Consider the following 22563-nt stretch of genomic DNA (forward strand, 5'->3'; position numbering starts at 1 on the left):
GAAAAAATAACCCCAGAGCGAATCTGCTCATTGTCATCTTATAATTTCATTCTTGAAACCCTATTCTATGCAGCTTCATCTTAAATTGGTATTAGTCTTCAAAACGGAACGTGAAAGTTTTCCTTCATTCCGCTCTTCAGTGATTTGGTACTTGTTATGCATACCTTTTAGCTTACGAAATAATACTTCTAATGTTGACCCATCAGCTATCCAAATTCGCTCAAAGCTACCAAGTGCTTGACTTTTCTACTATCTGGTAGTGGTCGTTGAGTGCGTTGTTGCTAATTAAGTTGTAACTTAGATAGTAAATCTTTTAACACTCCCTCAAATGAGTATTTTAATTGACTCTATAAGACTCGCAAGGGACATGACAGTCTTTCTGTTTAGTGCCACAATCCTTTTATGCGATGCTTTTGTCATTAGTTAGTCTAAACTCATGTAAGATAATATTTTGGTATTAAAAGAAGTAAATTGTGTCAGTTAGTAAAGAAGAAAACACCAAAAGTTCACGATATTCCTATGACGTGGATGAAATATTTTATAGTGAATTAATTAAAAGACTTCCAGAGTGGGAGAATGGAGGAAAACCAGTTAATCAGTCAATTGAGTTAGAGTGCAAAGCGTTGCTGTTTCTGGAAGCACGGTTACTGGATGATGGAAAATTTAATGATTGGTTGGGGTTATTTACTAGCAAATGCCTTTATTGGATTCCCAGCACTCCAGGTGGTGGAGACCCGAGAAAAGAAGTATCCATCGCTTTCGATGACCACAGACGCTTGGAAGATAAGGTATTTTGGTTGCAGTGTGGTTTTGCTTATGCTCAAACACCGCGATCGCGTACTAGCCGAATAATTAGTAACATTGAAATATTTTCGTGTGCAAAGGAAGAAGAGGTCAAAATTCGTTCCAACTTTCTCATCCATGAATTTCGCCAAGGGCGGACACAAACCTTTGCTGGCTGGTATGGACACAGGTTGCACCAGCAGCAAGGCAAATGGAAAATAGCTCTCAAGCAGGTGAATTTAATTGATGCGGATCAAGGTCATGAAAACCTTAGTTTCTTGCTTTGATGAAACTTGTCCTAAAAATGGCATTCCACTGTCAGCTGCAAGAGTTTTAGGGGAGACTGCACTCAATAAATCCCAGTGGGGCGTGGAAGTGACGGCTATGGTGAGGAGAGATCGGCTTTTGGCGGCTATTGATCAAGTTTTAAAATAATGAGGAACAAAAAAATGGATAATTGAGACAGAGATTAGCTTAAAGTTAGCAATATTACATCAAGTTATTTGTCAAATTTATTTTGAGAAAAGCTAACCATGCTGCATGGAAACGGCGAAGTCAAGCAAGGCTATGATTGGGATTATCTAATTCAACCAGAACGAGTCCACCGTTGTGTTTATACGGATGCGAGAATTTTCCAAGAGGAAATGATTCGGATTTTCGGGGGAACCTGGGTTTACCTTGCTCATGAAAGCGAAATACCCAACCCCAACGATTTTAAAACATCTAATCTAGGGCATCGTCCAATTATTATCTTACGCGATCGCCAAGATAAAATTCGCGCCTTGTTCAACCGCTGTACCCATAGAGGCGCGACAGTTTGCCGTGAAACTCGTGGTTGTGCGAAAACTTTTACCTGTCCTTATCATGGCTGGACTTATAGCAATACGGGCAAACTCACAGGAGTTCCTTGGGCAAAAGGTTACGCTGCTGACTTCCATCGCCCAGAATTTAACCTGGGACAAGTTCCTTTGGTAGAAAGCTATCGTGGTTTTATCTTTGGGACTTTGAATTGTGAAGCACCAGACTTAATCGCTTATCTCGGACGAGCCAAAGATTTATTGGATCAGTGGATTGACCGTTTTCCTAATGCTCAAATCACCGTGCAAAGTAGCGCACATAAAATGATTTATCAAGGTAACTGGAAGTTTACCTACGATAATGCCGCTGATGGTTATCATGTAGCGTTTTCACATCGTTCTTTACTAGCTGTGGCAAATCGTTTAGAACCCGAAAAAGACATGCAATATTTTGCCCATAATCCTGATGAAGGACCGATGTATGTGCAGTACCTCGGTCATGGGCATATGTTCATTGATCAGCGTCCCAGTTACGAAAAACGACCTGGCGCTTTCTGGCAACAACAACGACCCCAGCCAGGACGGGAAGCTTATGAAGCAAAGCTTCGAGAAAAGTGGGGTGATCAGGCTCCTTATTGGTTAGATTTATCCATTGGTTCGCAGATGAATTTAACTATTTTTCCTAATCTGCTAGTTGTTGGGAATCAAATCGAAGTGATTGAACCGCTAACTATCGATCGCACTCAACTGACAATATATGCCACCACGATATCTGGAGTCCCAGATGAGGTTAATGTTCTGCGGATGAGAACTCAAGAAGATTTCCCCAGTTTTGGGGTTCCTGACGATATGATCAATTTTGCCGAATGTCATCGGGGGCTAAGTATTCCAGAAATCGAGTGGGTGGCGATGAATCGCGGGTTTGGCATCAGCGATCGCCATCATATAGATGAAGATGGTGTAATCACCGGGCCTGTAACAGATGAGTTAGCAATTCGCGGTTATTACCAAGAATGGAAACGCCTAATGAAGGCTGATTTCAAACTAACCGCCCAAGCAGTTGAACATGATTAGGCAATCCAAATGAAAAGACCTGGGTTTATTGAGCGTCATCACCTGTGGACAGAAATCCAAAAAGAAGCATTTGAAAAGATTAAGGCTGTTATTAAAGAACAGGATCTATTGTTGATTCGTACCGCTTGGTCAGACCAGCATGGCATTGTTCGCAGTAAATCGCTCTTACCCCAAGCCTTTTTAAGCGCCCTGGAAAATGGTATGCAAATCAGCACAGGGACATTCCTGTTTGATACTGGTGGTGCAATAGTATTTAACCCTTTCATTCCCGGCGGTAGCTTAGACATGCCTCTGATGACAGGTGCGCCAAATCTTGTGGCTGTTCCTGACCCTCGTACATTCAAAATTGTGCCTTGGGCAAAACGGACTGGCTTTATTCTCTGTAATGAGTACTTTCAGAATGGTCAGCTAATGCCCTTTTCCAGTCGCGGTATTTTGAGCCAATCATTAGTAGAGTTACATCAAAGAGGGTTGGAGCATATTGTCGGCTTAGAAGTTGAGTGGTATCTGGCAAAGTTGGAAGATCCAATGTTAGCGATCGCTAATGTTGGTTATGCTGGAAAACCCGGTGAACCTGCTAAAGTTAGCGCTGTAGAGCATAGCTACCAATACCTTTTAGAATCCCATAATCCAGAGATTCACGATTTGCTACGCGTTTTGGCAGAAAACTTAGTTGAAATGGGATTGCCTTTAAGGAGTGTAGAAAACGAAGGGGGTGCTGGTCAATTTGAATTTACCTTTGACCCGATTCCGGCATTGCAAGCTGCGGATACAATGATGATATTCCGAATGGCCACCAAGCAAATCTGCCGTCAACAAGGTTATATCGCATCATTTATGTGTCGTCCAGGACTGCAAGGTTGTTCTTCCAATGGCTGGCATTTGCACCAATCCCTTGTAGATCAAACAACAGGCGAGAACGCTTTCATGTCTGCAAACTCCGAAACCCTCACGTCAGATTTAGGTAAACACTTCGTTGGTGGTCTTCTCAAACACGCCAATGCTGCTTCTGTGTTCACAACCCCGACAATTAACGGCTACAAAAGATTTAGACCTTATTCCCTAGCCCCTGACCGTGCAGGGTGGGGGCTGGAAAACCGAGGGGCAATGATTAGATTACAAGGCGGTTTTGATGACCCCACTACCCACATTGAAAACCGAGTTGGAGAACCAGCAGCCAATCCCTATCTCTACATGGCATCACAACTGATTTCTGGGTTAGATGGTGTAGATCATAAACTTGACCCTGGCTCTCCAACAGAGGAACCTTACACGACAGAAAATCCAACCTTACCCAAAAGTTTGCCAGAGGCGATTTCATATTTGAGCCAAAGCGAACTTTTTTCTCAAAAAATGGGGCAGCAGTTCATAAACTTCATTATTAAGATGAAACAGAGTGAAATTAATCGCTTTTTGCAGTCCGTCGCTGATCAGCCACCAGAAGAGTATTTAAAGCAGGTGACTAACTGGGAGCAAAGAGAATATTTTGAATTATTTTGAGTTGAGTTTGGTTTAAAGGACTAGTACCGCAAGGCGAAAGTCAAAAGTCAAAAGTCAAAAGTCAAAAGTATTATGGAATAAGCTCTTTAGGGCTTTTCAATGGTCTGCTTATTTACGCCATGCTGTACTAGTCTTTCTCTGCCCCGCGCTTACCCGCCTCGTAGTCAACGCGAATTCAAAACGCCGTCATCTCATTCTTCTGAAGAATCTTTTCCTTAATGCGCCCTCCCTTTGGTTACGCCGAAACCAAAGGGAGGGCGGGGAGTAAACCAAACGTAGATGGGGACATTGGGACGATTGCACCATAACTGTTGAGTGGCGATCGCTTTAATTTACGCAAACAAGCTCTTTTGTCTAAAGTCCAAACATTAGAGGGGTGGACGGAGCGCCAATCTAAGCGCATATCCGACGCTAGCAGAACTCGAAATCATTGAAAATTATGTTTATGGCGTGCAGCCTCCTTTTTTGCAAGATTTGCAAGTTATAGCTCAAAGACAAGCATTAGCGATCGCTGTGTTTGCCTTTGAGTATCGTCCGGCATCGGAAACTGTTCACCGCCAGCACGTTGATATCTGTTTTTCGCGCACAGGTGTAGCGCGAGTTGGAACCGCTCAAGCGCTATATAATGACAAATTACGGGGATTTCTACCTGCTGTTGAAGGAGATTTAAAAGAAACTTTTCGCGTCTTACCAGCACGTTATGCTGCCTATATTGCAGTTCAACGCAGCGGAAATCGAGATACCTTTGGGCCGTTGCGTTTTCAAGATGGAGATGAGACTAAACTATTCTGGGTTCCCGTTCACAAGTTATTCAACGGCACAGAATGCATTCGTGGCTTTGACTTAGAAGTGGCTTTAAATGCTCATCATGTCAATCAAAAACTACGGCGGATTCATTTAGTGTTACAAAACACAGGATGGGATGAACCAGACATTAGTAACCCGCCATTTATTTTTACGGAAGGGATTGCTGAATTCACAACAGCGTCTGACTTTGGCACAGGGCTTTTAGCTCCAGTTGTTCACCCAAATCTGATTGAAGCAGCTACTTATCAAGGAAAGCTGCTTACCTTTAAAGTTCCACCGAATACTGCAACCTTATCTTCTAGCCTAGCAATACCTGCTGATGAAACGACAGGAGCAAGACACGCTCCAGAATATGTTCATGTCCGCCATAAAATATTGCCCAATGGTCAACAAGAAAATCTCAACGACCAGAAAGATGTAGAAGCGGTTGTGAAAGCAGGTAATTACGATGCTCAACATTACCTTGACTTTACAGGCGATGGGTGGATTGAAGCAATATGTCCAGAATTGGCGGTGGCAATTCCTCGCAACATACCTGCCTATTCTTTAGTAACCGCCCCAGATTTTTTCCCCCGCTGCGACCAGCGAGAGCTATTAGAATGGACAGAGCAGTCAGTACCTAGCAGACTTAGACAGAATCTCTGGCGAGTTCCCCCAGAAACTTTATCTGACAATCGCTTTGCTCCCAACCTGCAATTAGAGGATGTTGATTTTCGACCAGAAGATAAAACTGTAACTGCAATTGTCTCGTTACCCCGTCAGGGTTCGGCGCGACAAATGCCGTTGAATAGTTCCCCAACAATCCGACAAGCATATCTAACAGATGCGGCGGCAGGCGTGTTTGCTCCTGGTTGGGATGTGAGTTTTGATCGCACCAACGAAGTGGAACACCTAGCAAGCTACGGCTTAGGTAGTCCTTTTCCAGAGGACTCCAAACTTTGTGCTGCACTTAGTACATTTTGGCCCGCAGTCGCTCCTGATGCAGCCCGGACGTTTCAGCCAAATCCCGTTTGGCCTACTGTTAGCCCGTTAACAGATGCAGAAATTGGTCAAGTTGGCAATTTACCGTGGGATGGAATTCCAGGACCTCGACGCGTCACCAAAAATGGCAAAGAGTTGATAGAATATTCAGATTTTGCCCATGCAGATTATGTAGAGAGTTCTTTGCAGAAGAAATTTTCGCTCTCCTTGACAGCTAAGGTTGATGTGCGTGAATACGAAGCCAGAGTGTTGGCAATGGCGAATGTTTATCAAGTTTTAAGGATCACACCTGAAGCTAGGGGACAATGGAGCGTATTTTCGTTCCAACTAGTCCAACCGACCAATTCCGAATTACAACAGGCACAAACTCAAACACTCACTAGACTTGGTGGAAATATTTATCGGTTTGAGATTTATCGTCATGGAAATTCACTTTTAGACCCAGCAGATTCTCGAAAACACTTGGTTGAAATCGAAGAAACTGTGACTCTGTTTGTTACACCAGTCAATATTTTGTTGAAACGCGGTAATGGAAGTTGGTCTAGAAGACGTGTCTAATTTTGATGTGCTTGTAGTTGGAGGTGGCCCAGCTGGTTGTGCTACCGCTATTAGGTGCGCCCAACTCGGCTTAAAAGTTGTCCTGATTGAGTCAAAGCCATTTCCTCGTACACACCCTGGTGAAACATTACACCCTGGTGTAGAACCACTACTTAAGCAGTTAGGAGTACTTGAGCCAGTATTAGAAGCTGGCTTTTTTCGTCACACTGGAAATTGGGTGCAGTGGTCAGGCGCGAGGGAGTTTGTCCGTTTTGGCGAAGATGATTCGGGAGCATGGCTGGGATTTCAAGCTTGGAGAGCCGATTTTGATGCGATTTTGCTTAATCAAGCCAGAGCCATCGGTGTTAAAGTTGTACAACCTTGCCATGCTTCCCACTTACTAATGGATGGGTGCAGAGTAATTGGTGTTGAGACATCCCTTGGAACTTTTCGGGCAGCTAAAATCATTGATGCTGCCGGAGGTAATCATTGGCTTGCTCAACAATTAGGGTTAGAAATCCAATATCACTCTCCGCGTCTGATTGCCTATTATGGTTATGTAACAGGGGAATGTTCCGCCAGAGATATTGCTCCAGCGATCGTTGCTGATTCCTGCGGTTGGACGTGGACTGCGAAAGTGCGAGCGCAACTTTATCAATGGACGCGTTTATCATTTGGAACACAGAAAATCCCAAAAGACTGGCTGCCCAATGAATTCCTTGGATTGAAAATTTCCCAACGAATGCGGGCATCTGATGTCAGTTGGCGAATTGTTTCACAATTGGCTGGAAGCGGTTACTTTATCGTTGGGGATGCAGCAATGATACTTGATCCGACATCAAGTCATGGTGTTCTCAAAGCAATTATGTCTGGGATTTGGGTTAGCCATTCGATAACGTCGGAATTCGTAGGTAATCTAACTGAGCTACAAGCTATTGAGCAGTACTGTTTATGGATTCATAACTGGTTTCAACACGATGTGAAAAATCTAACTAAGCTTTATGCTAGCCTGCCTAATCCTCCCTTTTGGATTTAATCGAATAGCACAGATTCTAAAGCAGCAAGAAAAATATGCTATTTAAATGGTTGTAGTGATGTTTAAAAACCATTTATACTATTAAAATCACTCTTATCTTTTTTTAGAGTTCTCAATTCAAGCTAAACAATCGCTAGTTAACCCAAAAATTAGTTTTATGTTTTAAAGTAGAAAGTAGTTTGATTGAAAGTGTTTGTTACTACCAATGAAAGTTTTAGGCTTACTCCTGCTAGTCCTATTGGGACTAAGCACGCCTGCTATGGCCGTTGAGTTTAAAGGGCAAAATATTGATGGTAAAAAGCTGCCTGCTAAGGCTTACTATTATGCAACAGGTGGTGTCTACAAAGTTCAGGTAAGCTTTCACAAGAAACGAGCAACAATTTATTTTGCTGACGGGAACCAAACAACCATAAAGTTGAACCAGCAGGTAATCACTGACTCAAACAATATTGAAGGTTTTGGAAAACTAGGGCAATATCCTGTAAATAATATATTCAGTGTTGGGTTGGTATATGGCAATGATTGGTCTGACAGCAGTAATGGTCAATTGCAACAGTCCAATCCGCTAGACGGGTTATGGAAAATTAGTTTGGAGTAAATACCAATGTTGACTAATTTTCTGCCATCACCAGTTAATCAATTAACAGACCCAAAAGCGATCGCTTTCGGACAAAGTATTGAGAGAATTGCCCTTGCTACTTCCCTGAGTCAACACCCAATTCTCACAACTGAAATCAGCTTTCAAGAAGAATTACTCAAAAGTGGCTTGGTTAAACCGGATAGATCACAAGTAAAATGCCCGAATCATCTGGCTCTTGAAGAAGCTCAGAAGATAGCAAAGGCATCAAAGGCTGGGGTATGGAAGTGGTCCAAACAAAAGTTGCCTTGAAACTGTCGCCAGTACATGATGTTAGTTATTTCTCTGCCTGCTTGAATTACTCAAGGGAGCTATTCTTCCCAATCAGGTTGGTAATCAAACAACCATCTAAATTGCAAGTCAGCTAACCAGGTGGGAGTAAGCTTGTAAATCCAGTCGCGGAGGATACATCCCATTGCAGAGGTAGTTTGTCCAAGTTGACCAACCTGGCGAGAAGTAGTAAATACACGAGTAACTCGTTTGCTACGACTTTGCTCAAATTGACGCAACAGTGACACTACTAGGTTGCCGTTAGCAAGATTTGTAAGCAACTTCACAAGTTCAAAAGCATCTTCTATTGCCATACAACCTCCTTGTCCAAGATTTGGTTGGACAGGATGTGCTGCATCTCCGATTAAGGTAACTCGACCACTTCCCCAAGAACTAGCTATTGGTTGGCGATCAAAAATATCATCTCGATAAATGCTTTCGTTTTCTAAAACCTTGAGGATGGAAGGTACAGGTTCAGTATAATCTGAAAAGATTAACTTCAGTGCATTCAAAGAACCTCCAACTGAGTCATCATTCCCACCTTTAACACTGTTGTTAAAAGCATAAAAGGAGAATTGCCCGCCTCCAATATCAAAATACCCAAAGCGATTACCCTGACCCCAAAATTCTATCCAACTATATTTTTTATCCAATGGAATACTTGAGCCTTGGAAAAATCCTCTCCAGCAACACATACCACTGTACTCTGCTTCCTCTAATCGTTCTTGACCATTGAGACTGGCTCGTACTTTTGAGTAAAGACCATCAGCGCCTACTAATATGTCCCCAGTTGTCGTACTACCATCTTGAAAATAAACTTGCACACGATCTCTTATCTCCTCAAATTTCTCAAATGTCATACCAGTCCTGACTACTCCTTCAGGCAAGGCTTCATATAGAATCTGTTGTAATTCTGGGCAAGAAAGACATATTCCCAAGTCTTCTTCACCTACAAATTGCGGGGAGTTTATGTACAATGGTTTTCCTTTTTTATTAAAAAACCCTCCTTGGCAAATTTTGCCTCCTTGTTTGTAAAAACGTTCATAAATTTTCCCTGACCATAAGAGTTTGTAAACACGCATAGCATTTCTTTGAATAAATATCCCTCCTGCACCGGAGAGCATTTCATTCAACTGGCGTTTCTCATATAGCTCAACTTCAATTCCCGCATCTAAATAGGCACGGGCTAAAGTTAAGCCCCCAATCCCACCACCAATTACAATTACTTTCATTTTTGACAGGTTTATTTCCCGAAGATTTGGATCATTTACTCCAAATAACTTGCCATCTTTAGTCATAATTTATTCATATTTAATGTTTAGCTATTATAGTATAAATTTGTACTTTTATTTTCAATTTTTAGATTGTGGGCTGACATGAAACACAAAAATTTGTAGAGTCAAGAATGATTCATTTATTTGACTTGGGTAAGCAAATAGTGAAACAAGTTCTACCTGGCTGCGACTCAAATGAGAGTGTACCGTGATGGCGATTTTCTACAATCCGGCGAACGGTTTCCAAACCGAGTCCTGAACCACGCCCCACTGATTTGGTAGTGAAGAAAGGTTCAAAAATGCGGGTTTTAATTTCAGGTGGAATTCCACTACCAGAATCGATGATGTCAATATGGGCAAAGCGATCGCAATGGTGTGTTGTAATTTTCAGCAGTCCCTTACCATCCATTGCATCTATGGCGTTGTCAATTAAGTTCGTCCATACCTGATTCAGTTCGCTGCCATAAGCAAGGATTTTAGGAAGATGTTGATCGTAATTACGTTGTACTTGGATGCCGCATTTTAGTTGATGAGCAAACAATCGCAATGTATCTTCTAAACCTTGATGCACATTCACTTCTTGCTGAACACCTTGATCTAGGTAAGTATAAGACTTCATCGCTTGCACAAGTTCGGAAATTCTCTCGGCTCCTCGCAAACCATGTTTAATCATTGACATGACTTCAAACGACAGCGATAACCAGTGCAATCCCATTTCTCGCAATTCAGTGTCGTCATTGCGCCAACGTTCCATGAGATGATCCAAGGTTTCTACCTCAATTCCGCCTTCTGCTAAAGGTTCTGCTAATTTCCATGCCTGGTTCACACCATAATCTTCTAACCATTCCAGCAACACGGTTTCGCGATCGCTTAATGTCACCGGATCTAGGCGATTATTCAAAATCGCATCATAGCCCTGATCGCGTACTCTCAACCAGTGTTGAGTATGCGCTTCCTCAACATTGCGTTGCCCATAAACTAAGTTCATTCGTTGTAATTCTAGGATGGCGCCTGGCATTTCCCCTAAAGTCCGAACGAGGGCTGCGGCTGGGTTGTTGAGTTCGTGAGCTAGACCTGCGGCAAGTGTCCCTAAAGCTGCCATTTTTTCCCGCCCACGAATGAAAGACTCTAGCCCCCGGACACGACGTTGCATAATCCGGAAAATCATCCGTTCAAAATCACGATATTCATGCAGCAGTTTGCAAAAGTCTTCTCCTTTTAGTTGATAAAGGCTGCAATTTGTCAATGCCCGCATTGTCACAGGCACAGGTTCATCTGTGAGGACTGGAATTTCACCAAAAAAGGATGGGGCTTCATGTTGCCCGATGGGAATTTCAACTCCTTGACTGCGGCGGGTGAGATTAATTTTCCCTTTGATTAGGATAAATAAGCCGTGTGTAGGATCTCCCTCATGTGCTAACACTTCTCCAGCATGGAGTTCAACCGTTTGAGTGCGATCGCAAACCCACTCCAATTGCTCTTTAGGAAGCTGTTGAAACGGGTCTAGGTTGATCAATTCTTCAATACACAACATTAATTAACCTCCTTAGTTTTTCCCGCTCCAACTAAACATTGCTCAGGTAGCGATGAACGAATTGAATGGCGATCGAACCTTCACCCACACCGGATGCTACCCGCTTAATTGACCCGGATCGCACATCTCCGGCTGCAAAGATGCCAGGAACGCTGGCTTCTAGCAAAAAAGGTGAGCGTTCCAAACGCCAACCTGAAGGAGATTTGCCATTATGCATCAAGTCGGGGCCTGTGATGATAAACCCCTGAGCATCGCGTCGAATAACACCATCGAGCCAATCAGTTTTAGGGCTAGCACCGATGAAGATAAAAAGCGATCGCGCTGGCACAGTTTCAGTTTGTCCAGTCTTGGCATGGGCAATCACAATTTCTTCTAGATGTTCATCTCCCTTCACTTCCATAACGCTGCAACCTGTGCATACTTTGATATTTGCAGTAGCCGCAATTTGGTCAATCAAATATTGGGACATACTTGATGAGAGCGACTCACCCCGCACCAATATGATCACTTTGCTGGCATATTTAGAAAAGTGCATAGCTGCCTGTCCAGCAGAGTTTGCCCCGCCGATCAGATAAACCTCCTCATTGCTACAGGCGATCGCCTCAGTCATTGCAGCACCATAATAAATTCCTGCCCCTGTCAGCTTCTCGGCTCCTGGGACATTTAGCCAACGGTAGGAAACGCCGGTTGCAACTAAAAGTGCATGGCAACTAATCTCGCTGCCATCCGCTAAGTGCAAAACCCGATAAGGATCTTGCAGCCTAACCCCAGTTACGACTTGAGGAGTGAGAATCTCTACCCCAAATCGTCGCGCCTGAGTGACTCCCCGTCTTGCCAAATCACTGCCACTCAAGCCAACAGGAAACCCCAGATAGTTCTCAATGCGTGAACTCGTGCCTGCTTGTCCGCCCGGTGCTTCACGCTCAATTAAGACAGTACTCAATCCTTCAGAAGCGCCATAGACGGCGGCTGCTAGTCCGGCAGGGCCACCACCCACGATCGCCAAGTCATAAAAGGGGCGTTCTGCCTGGGTTTGTAGTCCAATTTTAGCGGCAATCTCTAAATTAGATGGTTGAATTAATCGGGAACCATCGGGAAACAGCACCAAGGGCAATTGCTGTCTGCCATCAGCTTCTGCGTATTCTACTAATTTTACTGCATCTGGTTCTAGTTCAATATCTAACCATTTATAGGGAATCTGGTTACGCGCCAAAAAGTCTTTTACCTGATGGGAAAAAGGCGACCAACGATTACCAATCACGCGAATCCCTTCAAAGGGTGGGCGGAATCCAGCTAGCCAGTCATCTAGCAAATCATCCAAAACCGGATATAGCCGTTCTTCTGGTGGATTCCAGGGCTTGAGTAAGTAATAATCAAGTCTGGCACTATTAATTGACTTAATAGCAGCATCCGTATCTGCATACGCCGTCAGCAAAGCACGTTTCGCATCAGGAAAGATGCCTTTTGCCTGTTCAAGGAACTCCACACCTCCCATTTGGGGCATTCTTTGATCCACCAAAAATAGAGCAACTACTTCATTCCGTAATTTGAGTTGCTGCACCGTGTCCAGAGCGGTGATACCAGAATTTGCCCGCACAATGCGGAAGCGATCGCCATACTGATGCCGCAAGTCTCGTGACACGGCTTGCAACACTTCTGGATCATCATCGACGGTTAAAATTGCAGGTTTCGCCATAACTACTGTTACTTAACGATTACAGTACCAAGCTGTTATCTTCAAAAATCTGTCGTTAAAATATCTACTGTTTAACCAGTTGCTTTAAACGAAGGTATGCCTCTTCTGGTGTCAGCGCTTCTGATTGATTTTCATTAGGTATATAAAATACCCAAGTATCTGGAAAGTAATGCACCACAAAGCTTGGAATCAGACCCAAACTTACTGCTTGCTTTCCAAGTTTCTCAGCTTGTTCCTCTAAACTCAGTTGGTCATGAAATGGTTGTTGAGCCATACTTTTCATCTCCCTGCACTTTTTTTGACCCTGGAAGAACCCTCACGTTCAATACCCGGATTGCCCGAATCACTTTTAAGTAATTCACCATGTTCCAGAATGAGCTTGAAATTATTTTGGTATATTACCAAAATAATTTCAAATATGCTTTTGTAGAAAATCATAAAGCTATTTTGGTCATTCACGTTAATCTGAAATTGGATTGGATAAGGGAGCAAGGCATTTCTTCTCTTGAAGTACTGGGAAATTACCTCTGCTTACTATCAAGTCGGCAATTGGCTGAAAGCCACGATCAGGGGCGATCGCCGTCTGTAACATCTGCAATCCAAGACAAGCCTCTGATAGAAAAGGTTTTTTGCCGCGAAACACCGCTTTTTCGGTCAGAATTCATTCTGACTCCTGACTGCTGACTCCTGTCTCGATAAACTAAATACATGTAACTTCTCAATAAGCACTGGTAAAGCTAATAAAGGTATTTCAGGAAGGCGACGGGATGAATGCCGAATGAAGTGGGGTTGCTTTGAGAGCAAAAATCTGGTTTAACATTGATATAAGCAACCCTCCCGATTACAAAGATATTTCTTCTTCAGAGCGCACACCATTGGTGGAGTGGTTGCTGAATATCATTGCAGAACAACAGAAGATCATAGATAAGCTCTCTTCTTCTCTTCTCTAGTTAGTGTATTCTGAACACCTCAGACCAATTACGGTCTGTCCTACCCGACTTGCGAGAATTCCGCTTCTCGTCTAGCCTACCTGGGGTTCGACTGCCCCAAGACTCACAAATCGTTTTTATTCGTTCCCTCGGAGAGATTGATTGTTCCGTTAGGCGTGGTCAATTCAACTACTGGATTCCCTGGACTCTTACCGTTTTTAAGGTTAAGAACGGCGGGAATTAATTCTCCAGTGAAGTCAGGGATTTTGTGTTACGCCCTGCTTAACAATAAGTTGTTTTTCTAGACCCTATTTCACCGTAGGAACTCCCTGTTAGCGCCACTGTCAACCCGCAACGGCTGTCTGATTGCGCCTTGATCCCAGCTTCACTCTGTAAGAATCGAGCTTACTCGGTGTGGGCAGATAAGGAGTCAATTCTGAGTCTGAATGGCAAGACTTGCACTTGCATCTGACCGAGAGTTCAGCCTTAAATGTCAGTAATCTGCTGACGGGCTGGATTAGTTATTTACGGATTGGATGCCGTGATTCACTAATCAACGAATTGCACTACCTTGTTGCTTGTTGGATATTCTCATTTAGAGTCACAGTTAATTTTCGGTTTTTAGCTAATCCTCCTGAATATTTTAATTGCCGTTTCTCTATTTCTAATAAAAAGGATGTATTGTTACCATATCCTGCATCTACAATCACTATCCCTGGTTGATATTTTCTTTCTATGTTTTGTCTATTAATTTGAGTGCTAGTTCAGGTTTTTTCTCAAATTCTGAGTCTTGTTTCCCTTGGGGTAGAGAACTGGCGTGCTGATATAACTCTATATCTAATGGTATGCTTTTTCTGCCATCAGATAAATGTGTTGTTACCACTCAATACCTTTGCCAAAATAAGAGGATGAAAAGAGAAAACCGATGTAATAGACAATACCTTTGCCAAAATAAGAGCCTAGAAAAATTTTGGCAAAACTGGCAAAATTACCCATATATAAGCGTTTCGCTTAAAAGGTAGTTTTTCATCTCAAACCCTTATGCTGTGGTCAATACGTTAAAAAAAACCTTGTGGTCAACCTTAAAGCAATTTTTATAACTTATTGTTTTTGTCAAGCCTCAAAGAAAAGGGAGTTAATAGTTCAAGCACTATCAACTCATCCTCGTAAATTGGCGAAGGTATTGTACCACTACTATTCCATTCTCTGTTTTGCCAATTTCTTCAATATACTGTCTTCCTACTCCGTCCGTAAAATTACCGCTTTTTCACTTGCCCTAAATCATCAATTATCAGGCTAAATCCTCTACTAATTCTCGTTTGACTACACTTGTTCATCATCTGTAAACGACGCTCGTTCACCTGGTAACTAGACCAAGATGCCTCAGTTAAGAAGTGGTGTAATCGGTGGTAAGTCACCCCTACGGCGTTCTCTGCCATTTGGAATAGATTTTTTCTCTCACTTTCACCCAATAATCCCCCTACATAGTGTCTAAACTCTCTTTTTTGAGCTTTATGAGTAAACAGATCATCAAACCGACTACACCATTTTTCAAAACACGGGGGCATGGCTGCGGGGGTTGTCTCTTTCATCGGGTGTTACTTCGACCTGAAAACTATGCTGGTAAAGCATTATACTCTATTTTTAACTTTTATTTTGTTTAAGTCACACTAACGGGAGGCTCCGCCTCAAGACTAGCGGCAGGGCCGCAATGAAAGAGCATTTCCAGCCTCTGGCTGGAAACGAGGTTTCAAAAGGGTTTGCGCTTAAGTTCATACGCATGGGCACTGCCGTGCCCCTACACCTGGCGATATAATGTTGTACCTTATCTGAATGGGAACCGCTATAGTACAGCCCCTTAATAGGAAGTAGGCACTTAGCCGCATGAATCAACTTTTTGTCAATGCGTAAGTCCTACATTTTTAACCTTTATCTGTTGGGGAAGACAGTAAGAGCAGAAACAGAGAAAGGCTTAACCCAAGCATATTGAGGTATATTTGTTTCTCTATGTCCAATTAATCTCTTTGGAACGAAAAGCTCTATCCCAATCGTTAGCAATCACTTCCATGATATTGATCATACCTTCATAGCCAAAATATGGCTTGTCAACATAAGTTTCTCTGTTAGTGGGGCTAAATACATCAAAAGCAATTTTGATTCCCAATTCCTCTGCCATGTATTTTTCCCATGCCGAGCCAATTACAGCATCAACATCAAACTCTTCTAAGGTCTGTTTTACCTGATAGCCATCTGCCGAAAATATTACGCGGGAAGTAAGACCGAGGCTGTGCAGTTCTCGCTCCAAAATTGAACGAGAATCAGGTATCGCCGAGCGAAATAATAAGACTTCCGGAATCATCTCCAATTCTTCAAAGAGCATTCTGACCAGTCCAATGCCAAGCGTCCCATCCGCAGATACGGCAATTCTACAGTTACGATATCGGGGAATAATCATCAATGCTCGTTTGCGAAGTATATCTACGACCATTTCTTCGCCTTGTTTGATGATTGGCTCCACTTTTTCATCTATCTTGAAATGTGCAGCCAATGCCTTCAACCACCGGGTAGTGTTGTTTACACCTATTGGTAAAGGTATATCATCAAGGATCAAAGGGATGTCATGGGTCTGTTGCATTTTCCGAGCAAACTTATACCCAACATCATGACTGAGAACAATATTGGCTGTTGCTTCACCAGCTTGCTCTAATTCTTCAAAAGAGGTATTATGAGAAAATACCGTCTGCACTTTAATTCTTAAAGACTTTAACGTCTGCGTTACCCAATGCAAATCAGCCCACCAAGTAGGATTCAGATTTGCCTGTGGTGCGATAATATTTACAATCTTTGGCTTTCTACCCCTTCTCTTAGTCTGCCTTTTTTTTACAAAAGGAAGTAAAGCCTCCAAACCCATCTCCAAGCCATCATAAGCATTGCCCCGAAACCCACCAGCCATTAAAGGAACGAGTTTGGCTTTGATATCTGGCTGAAGCTGGTTGCATAATCCCGCAATATCTTCACCAATAATGTCTGCCGCGCAAGTTCCAACGACAAACATCACTTTAGCATCAAAAGATTTATCCGCGTCTTTAATCATACCTTTGAGTTTCTCAGACGCTCCCATTACAATGTCTGACTCAAAAAGACGAGTACAAGCTACTTTCCGTTTGGTGAAATCAACCTCATGAGCATCATACCCAGCTGCAACAGTGGACGCGCAACCCTGTGGAGACTGAATCACAATACTGACATCTTTAATACCAGCAACTGTAGTTGCAATCCCTTCAAGCGCACAGCCAACTACTGGGTCTTTACTATGGTTACAATTGTCAAAAGTTGTTTCAGCAGACATTTATTCCTCCTGTTTCTTTAAAGCTTGACTATCGGAAAAATTTCACTCATTACACCAACTTGAAATACTTTACTAGGTTGGTTTGAGGAACGAAACCCAATATTTCTGAGATTTTGTTGGGTTTCACTACCCTGCGGTCAGCCGCCTCTGACGTCTACGTTCTACCCAACCTTGTATCTTAGAAAAAGTGGTAACTGATAACTGTTTCTGTCTTCCTTGTAGCGACTTTTGCCTCAGTGTTTCCGTGTTTAGCACAGCCTGTAGCGGTTTCCGTCTGGGAGCAATGCTCCAAAGTTAGATCGGACTTCAATTCTCAGTTCCAGAGGTAGATTCTCAATAACAACAGTTATTTAGCTGCGATGCCTGCGGCGGGCTGCGCCTACGCACTTCTAAATAGGTGATTTTAGCACCCAAATTTTAAGTACCTCACAAAATCGCATTGCTCCCTTTCCGTCTTGACATTTTTGGCTTAAGCTTGCCCGCACAAGACATCATCGAATCAGTACGCAGCGGTTCCCAGTTGCTTCAATGCTTCTATAGCAATCCTAAATGAGTCGTGAAAATCTCCGATTCCTCTCTCTGCGGTTAATTTATTTTTACAAATGATCTAGGACTGCTATATCCCCACTTTTTTCGTTAACGATCGCTTGACTTTTAAGACAGTTGCTACAATTATTCTGCGCCTCTGCATGAGACAAATCTATACTTTTATTTAGCAAAGTCACATTTCATTTATTACTCGTTGCAACATTTGCCCCGTCTCTTCTCTGCATATACGGTACAGTCAGGTAGGTCTTGGGCTAGTTTTCCAGTCAGTGATTGAGCAGATGCCAACCCGGAATCTTTAGGGAACACCATTTGCTTGGTTAAAGCACTCCGAGGTCTAAAGCCATATTGCAGTGCTGTTTTAATACACTTTGCTACTTTTAAAGCTCCGCGATAGCCGAATCTGGGACGATTTAAGATAGCATTTAAATCGACTACGGGAATATGGGGGAAACTCAAGGAAGAACCAAAATAAACTACCGATTCTGCATCAAGACCACCAATGAAATCCAGTAATTCATCTTCCGTTTGTTTCATGGACTCGTACTTGCCAAAGGCCAGTGTCCCTTTCGTAATCAGGATTTCCGGGTCTAACCCTGTTTCCAACAGGTAGTCTACACTGGTTTCTCGTGCTTCTGTACTCCAGGGATGGAAGTTATAGATTACTACACGCATCCCAAAATCACGATCCAACATGTGAGCAAGGGATAAGCACTTGATAGCATCATGTCCTTCGATAATCGCTAACTTCCCTTCTATATAACCCTTAGCTGCTTCAAATTCAGTCTTGATTGCGGCATATTCCTTTTCCATTAGGGCAGCCGCTTGTTCTTCCATGCCTAAATATTTTGCCGCCCCTTCGAGCCATTTTTCTGTAGCGGTGATTCCATAGGGAAGGATAGTAGAGTTTAGTGGAGTACCGAATTTGTCTGACATGGCTTTGCCGATGGTATAGCCAAGATCCAAACATAAAGTACAGTTGACTGCCGCACTCGGTGCTTGCTTGAGTTCTTCTAAAGTACAGTCACCAGCGATGACACTGTGAACTCGTGCCCCTATTCCTTCTATCAATCGCACCAGTTCCTTAACATCAGTTTCGACTTCTGTTCTTTCAGGGCCCATCTTTGCGCCCACAATATTGACAGCATCGGCTAGTTGTGCCTTCCGCTCTGGAGTTGGCGGCTCCATAAAGTCTACGATTTGCCGAAATACGATATCAAATCCACTGCGATACTCCCCGGCAAATCCTTCACAATGTATCGTCATGATCTCAGACTGGATTTCGCCACGCGCCTTATTCACTACGTCATCAACACAGTCCCCAATAATACCAGACGCACAACTAGTGGCAACAACGATCGCATCTGGATGGTATTTTTCATTTACTTCTCGAATCGCGCCTGCTAATTCTTTTTCTCCACCAAAAATTACCGCCTTCTCACTCATGTTCGTAGTCACCACGGGTTCATAAGGTGAACCACTATTACGGCTATTGGTCAGCTTGTATGCCCGCTTTACACCATAGGCACAGCCACTTGGTCCATGAGAAATGACGATCGCATTTTTAATGCCACTTAAAATCTTCGTTGCAGTCCAAAATTTACAGGGGCGGGTATGACTACCTTGTAAAGTGGTCTTAATTTTACCCTCTTTTGCCAAGCGATACAGTTCGCTTAAATTTCCGTAAAATACAACATTCTTATCTATACTTGTTGCAGTCATGATCACTCTCCAGTCTTTCTATAGCTTCTGTCTTCAGTACCCTGTGATTTGTAAACCAGGCTACTAAGCCGCCCTCTGATACTAATCAGTTAAACGGGTGCTGCCTGGTTTACAATTAACAGTAGGATTGCTAAGTATCGTAAAAATTCTGATGGAAATACCATCTAATCAGTTGGGGGTGGATGACAGAAATATCACTGTGGATAGATGCCATCCCCCATATACATCAGCTTTCTACCAAACGTTTAAGATCCACTCACGATCGTGCTTGTTCTCCATATCTGCAAACATGGTGTTAGCAATGGTGTCTGCTAACCATTCTGCTCCTTTATAGCCAATAATCGGGTATTTCCACATACCTGCCCGGTCAAAGCTGGGGAAGCCAATCCGAACCATTGGAATTTTGTGATCGATAGAAATATATCGACCTTTGGAATGACCTAGAATCAAGTCGATTTGGAGGGATTTATCTTTAATGCGGCGCTCCAATTCCCAGAGGTCTGCATTCCAGATGACTTCGATATCACAGGCTGCTTGCTTCTCCAACTGGGCAATTCTTGGGTCTTTGGTGCAGGCTCTGTTGTCGTCTCCCAACAACATCAGCACTGGCTCTAACTCACATTCCAAGCAGAACTCTGCTAGGCCAATTACCAGATCGGGATCTCCGTAAATAGCTACCTTCTTGTTGGCGAAGAACATGTGGGCTAGGTCGGCGATCGCATCGATAGCCTTTCCACGTTCTCTGACTAAAGATTCTGGTATTGGTTTGCCAGTCAGTTTCTGGATATTTTGCAGCCAGACGTCAGTGTTTTTGATGCCAATCGGGGTTGGGCCAATAATTGCAGGAACCTTAAACTTCTCTTGTAAGAATTCAGCCGAGCTGCCTCCTTCATATTTGCATAAGGCAATAGTTCCCAACGCATTAGCAGAATCAGCAATTTCTTCAATGGTTGAATTCCCAAAGGCAAAACTTGTCTTATCGGGCATGGTGGGCGCATCGAAGGATTCTGTATCCACTAAGATGTTTGCTGGAACATCCATATCTTTTAAGATGCGCTTGATTTCCGTGACATCTCCAGGGTTAAGCCACCCAGTAATGAGGTTCAACTTGCCAGTTGGTTCGCCTTTTTTTGCCAGGGTAGAAATGATTGCATGTATGCCGACATTATAGCCACTGACCTGGCTACCTTTGTAACTGGGGGTATGCACAGGAACAAGGACAATCTTGCGATCGGGATAGTCTGTCTTTAACTGGCCGTTGAGCTTGTTAATGGTTCCTTCGATATCGTCCCCAATCGTCTCAGTTGAACAAGTCGTAATAATTGGAATAATCCGTAAATCGGGATATCGTGCTACTAAAGTGTGTACGGCTTCCTCAATCCGTGGCTGTCCTCCAAGGACAGCGCTATTTTCATGGAGTGAAGAAGAAGCAATGTCAAAATTTTCCTTCAAATGCTGGGCAAACAGCAGACGAACGAACATACTACACCCCTGTCCTCCATGCACCAGGGGAATACAATCTTTTATTCCGATTGCAGCATACTCAGCCCCAGCAGGCTGACAGGTAAATATAGGATTGATTATTCCCTTGCGTTCTTTTTGTTTTACGACTAAAGACATCCTATTGACTCCTAGATAGTGAGAAACTTGTGATTGTATTTGTTTGATGTTGTTGAAAGAAAGAATGAATTGTCATCCTGTTCTGTAGTAGGTGCGTCAGGGCATATATAAGGGAGTAGAGTGTCTGCATGAAGGTGTTTTCGTACCTCTAGGTCGAAGTAAGCGATGCGTAGCATCGACTACATCAGAAGGATAGAATTGAATTTCTGAAAAGCCTTGAAAACTAAACAAGATGCTACGCAAATACTTTGCTACTCTTGACGAATTGATGAAGGCGATCGCTTCTCCCCAAGGGGAGAAGCGAAAAGCGATCCAACCCTACATCAAGGCTTCTTTACCAGAAGCTACGCCAACGCGAACAGAATGACAAAACTCTATTTCCTACTTTAATTCAGCAACACTGTTCGTTTGGTGAGGCAGTCTGGTCTTGAGGAACTGCTGTTAGCGTCAGCGTTAGCGACGCAGGAGCGTCACCCGGAGGGTTGAACTACCGATCTAATTGCTTTAATAAAGCGAATAATGCAATTCACCATTCTTCGACTTGGTTATTACAATATCGACCAGCATTGCCTTAACAGACTCCAGTACTGCTTTCTTTTGTGAGTTCTCCATCTTACTTAACCATGAAAACCTGATTTCTAGGTCAGCCGAAAGGATCTTCGCATCTGCATAAAAACCTCTGTCGATCAAGGTTTCTAGAACCACCTTTTCTCCAGTCAAGATTTGGGCGGCCATATTGAGAACACCATTGATGTTTTCTTGCCGATCCCATGCACGCGAGTGAAACTGCCACAAACACCGTTCTTGAATTAATTTTGTGACTTCCGCAGCTCGCTGTTGAATGTATAACGCGATTTCGTTAGCTTGCTGTTGAACCTGTGGTGCAACTTCCTTAGCTTGTGGTTGAACCTGTGGTGCAACTTCCTTAACTTGTGGTTGAACCTGTGGTGCAACTTCCTTAGCTTGTGGTTGAACCTGTGGTGCAACTTCCTTAGCTTGCAGTTGAACCTGTGGCGCAGCTTCTTTAGCTTGCGGTTGAACCTGTGGCGCAGTTTCCTTAGCTTGTGGTTGAACCTGTGGCGCAGTTTCCTTAGCTTGTGGTTGAACCTGTGGCGCAGTTTCCTTAGCTTGTGGTTGAACCTGTAGCGCAGTTTCCTTAGCTTGCTTTTGAACCTGTGGCGCAGCTTCCTTAGCTTGCTTTTGAACCTGTGGCGCAGCTTCCTTAACTAGCTGTTTGACCTCTGAAGTGACTTCTTTAACTTGCTGTTTGACCTCTGAGGTGACTTCCTTAACTTGCTGTTGAATTAAAGAAACGACTTCCTCAGATAGGTCTTTGGCAGCTTTACCGTTACCATTACCATTGGTACTTACCGGATTTTGCTCACCACGGATATCAATTTGAGCCAACTTCATCAAAGGCGAATAGATGGCATTGTACATATCACGTGCCATGTTCACAGCACCTTCAAAG

General features: G+C 43.2%; 20 protein-coding genes and 1 pseudogene. 10 read left to right on the plus strand and 11 right to left on the minus strand.

Features of this window, described 5'->3' with window-relative positions:
• Positions 1-473 precede the first annotated feature (473 nt).
• The 8 genes from V7K49_RS00155 (at position 474) to V7K49_RS00190 (ending at position 8404) form a co-directional block, all read left to right on the plus strand.
• Positions 474-1070, plus strand: coding sequence for an aromatic-ring-hydroxylating dioxygenase subunit beta (locus tag V7K49_RS00155; protein ID WP_334868359.1), 597 nt, complete (start codon positions 474-476; stop codon positions 1068-1070).
• Positions 1045-1218 (plus strand): hypothetical protein, encoded by a 174-nt coding sequence (locus V7K49_RS00160; RefSeq protein WP_334868361.1) that lies wholly within the window; start codon positions 1045-1047, stop codon positions 1216-1218. The genes V7K49_RS00155 and V7K49_RS00160 overlap by 26 nt, the downstream gene beginning before the upstream one ends.
• Positions 1219-1316: 98 nt before the next feature.
• Positions 1317-2654: an aromatic ring-hydroxylating oxygenase subunit alpha gene (locus V7K49_RS00165; RefSeq protein WP_335204041.1), complete on the plus strand. Its 1338-nt coding sequence runs from the start codon at positions 1317-1319 to the stop codon at positions 2652-2654.
• Between the two features lie 9 nt (positions 2655-2663).
• Positions 2664-4154 carry a glutamine synthetase family protein gene (locus V7K49_RS00170; RefSeq protein WP_335204042.1) on the plus strand — a complete coding sequence of 497 codons (1491 nt, stop codon included), beginning with the start codon at positions 2664-2666 and terminating at the stop codon, positions 4152-4154.
• Positions 4155-4604: 450 nt separating this feature from the next.
• Positions 4605-6500 carry a hypothetical protein gene (locus V7K49_RS00175; protein WP_335204043.1) on the plus strand — a complete coding sequence of 632 codons (1896 nt, stop codon included), beginning with the start codon at positions 4605-4607 and terminating at the stop codon, positions 6498-6500.
• A complete protein-coding gene (locus V7K49_RS00180) occupies positions 6472-7515 on the plus strand; it encodes an NAD(P)/FAD-dependent oxidoreductase (RefSeq protein ID WP_334868369.1) in 1044 nt (347 codons plus the stop codon). The genes V7K49_RS00175 and V7K49_RS00180 overlap by 29 nt, the downstream gene beginning before the upstream one ends.
• Positions 7516-7720: 205 nt before the next feature.
• The gene (locus V7K49_RS00185) at positions 7721-8113 is read left to right on the plus strand and encodes a hypothetical protein (RefSeq protein ID WP_335204044.1); all 393 of its coding nucleotides are present in this window, start codon (positions 7721-7723) and stop codon (positions 8111-8113) included.
• 6 nt (positions 8114-8119) lie between these two features.
• Positions 8120-8404, plus strand: coding sequence for a hypothetical protein (locus V7K49_RS00190; protein ID WP_334869292.1), 285 nt, complete (start codon positions 8120-8122; stop codon positions 8402-8404).
• Between the two features lie 59 nt (positions 8405-8463).
• Here V7K49_RS00190 and V7K49_RS00195 read toward each other — a convergent pair whose 3' ends face one another.
• The 4 genes from V7K49_RS00195 to V7K49_RS00210 form a co-directional block, all read right to left on the minus strand.
• The gene (locus V7K49_RS00195) at positions 8464-9720 is read right to left on the minus strand and encodes an FAD-dependent monooxygenase (RefSeq protein ID WP_335204045.1); all 1257 of its coding nucleotides are present in this window, start codon (positions 9718-9720) and stop codon (positions 8464-8466) included.
• A 112-nt stretch (positions 9721-9832) separates the two neighbouring features.
• Positions 9833-11230 (minus strand): ATP-binding protein, encoded by a 1398-nt coding sequence (locus tag V7K49_RS00200; protein ID WP_334869296.1) that lies wholly within the window; start codon positions 11228-11230, stop codon positions 9833-9835.
• A gap of 31 nt (positions 11231-11261) precedes the next feature.
• Entirely contained in the window at positions 11262-12926 is a 1665-nt protein-coding gene (locus tag V7K49_RS00205; protein ID WP_335204046.1) for an FAD-dependent oxidoreductase, read from the minus strand.
• A 64-nt stretch (positions 12927-12990) separates the two neighbouring features.
• Complete coding sequence (locus V7K49_RS00210) at positions 12991-13200, minus strand: hypothetical protein (protein ID WP_334869300.1); 210 nt, start codon at positions 13198-13200, stop codon at positions 12991-12993.
• 89 nt (positions 13201-13289) lie between these two features.
• Between V7K49_RS00210 and V7K49_RS00215 the strand changes: the two genes are divergently transcribed.
• Positions 13290-13610, plus strand: coding sequence for a hypothetical protein (locus tag V7K49_RS00215; RefSeq protein WP_335204047.1), 321 nt, complete (start codon positions 13290-13292; stop codon positions 13608-13610).
• An 811-nt stretch (positions 13611-14421) separates the two neighbouring features.
• On the opposite strand, the gene V7K49_RS34450 is transcribed toward V7K49_RS00215, so the two are convergent.
• The 6 genes and pseudogenes from V7K49_RS34450 to vnfK form a co-directional block, all read right to left on the minus strand.
• Positions 14422-14565, minus strand: coding sequence for a hypothetical protein (locus V7K49_RS34450; protein ID WP_442948620.1), 144 nt, complete (start codon positions 14563-14565; stop codon positions 14422-14424).
• Positions 14566-14588: 23 nt separating this feature from the next.
• Entirely contained in the window at positions 14589-14738 is a 150-nt protein-coding gene (locus tag V7K49_RS34455) for a hypothetical protein (RefSeq protein ID WP_442948621.1), read from the minus strand.
• A 303-nt stretch (positions 14739-15041) separates the two neighbouring features.
• Positions 15042-15447: pseudogene (locus V7K49_RS00225) on the minus strand (transposase); the annotation flags it as partial.
• Between the two features lie 413 nt (positions 15448-15860).
• Positions 15861-17204 carry a nitrogenase component 1 gene (locus tag V7K49_RS00230; protein WP_335204049.1) on the minus strand — a complete coding sequence of 448 codons (1344 nt, stop codon included), beginning with the start codon at positions 17202-17204 and terminating at the stop codon, positions 15861-15863.
• A gap of 735 nt (positions 17205-17939) precedes the next feature.
• On the minus strand, positions 17940-19472 hold the full coding sequence (locus tag V7K49_RS00235; RefSeq protein WP_334866871.1) for a nitrogenase component 1: 1533 nt from the start codon (positions 19470-19472) through the stop codon (positions 17940-17942).
• 234 nt (positions 19473-19706) lie between these two features.
• Positions 19707-21092 (minus strand): V-containing nitrogenase subunit beta, encoded by a 1386-nt coding sequence (vnfK, locus tag V7K49_RS00240; protein ID WP_334866873.1) that lies wholly within the window; start codon positions 21090-21092, stop codon positions 19707-19709.
• Between the two features lie 232 nt (positions 21093-21324).
• Between vnfK and V7K49_RS00245 the strand changes: the two genes are divergently transcribed.
• Complete coding sequence (locus V7K49_RS00245) at positions 21325-21459, plus strand: hypothetical protein (protein WP_335204050.1); 135 nt, start codon at positions 21325-21327, stop codon at positions 21457-21459.
• A gap of 137 nt (positions 21460-21596) precedes the next feature.
• On the opposite strand, the gene vnfG is transcribed toward V7K49_RS00245, so the two are convergent.
• Positions 21597-22563 (minus strand): V-containing nitrogenase subunit delta (vnfG, locus tag V7K49_RS00250; RefSeq protein WP_335204051.1); only part of this gene is annotated, 967 nt, incomplete at its 5' end.

The organism is Nostoc sp., from assembly GCF_036919675.1.
Classification (GTDB): domain Bacteria; phylum Cyanobacteriota; class Cyanobacteriia; order Cyanobacteriales; family Nostocaceae; genus Nostoc.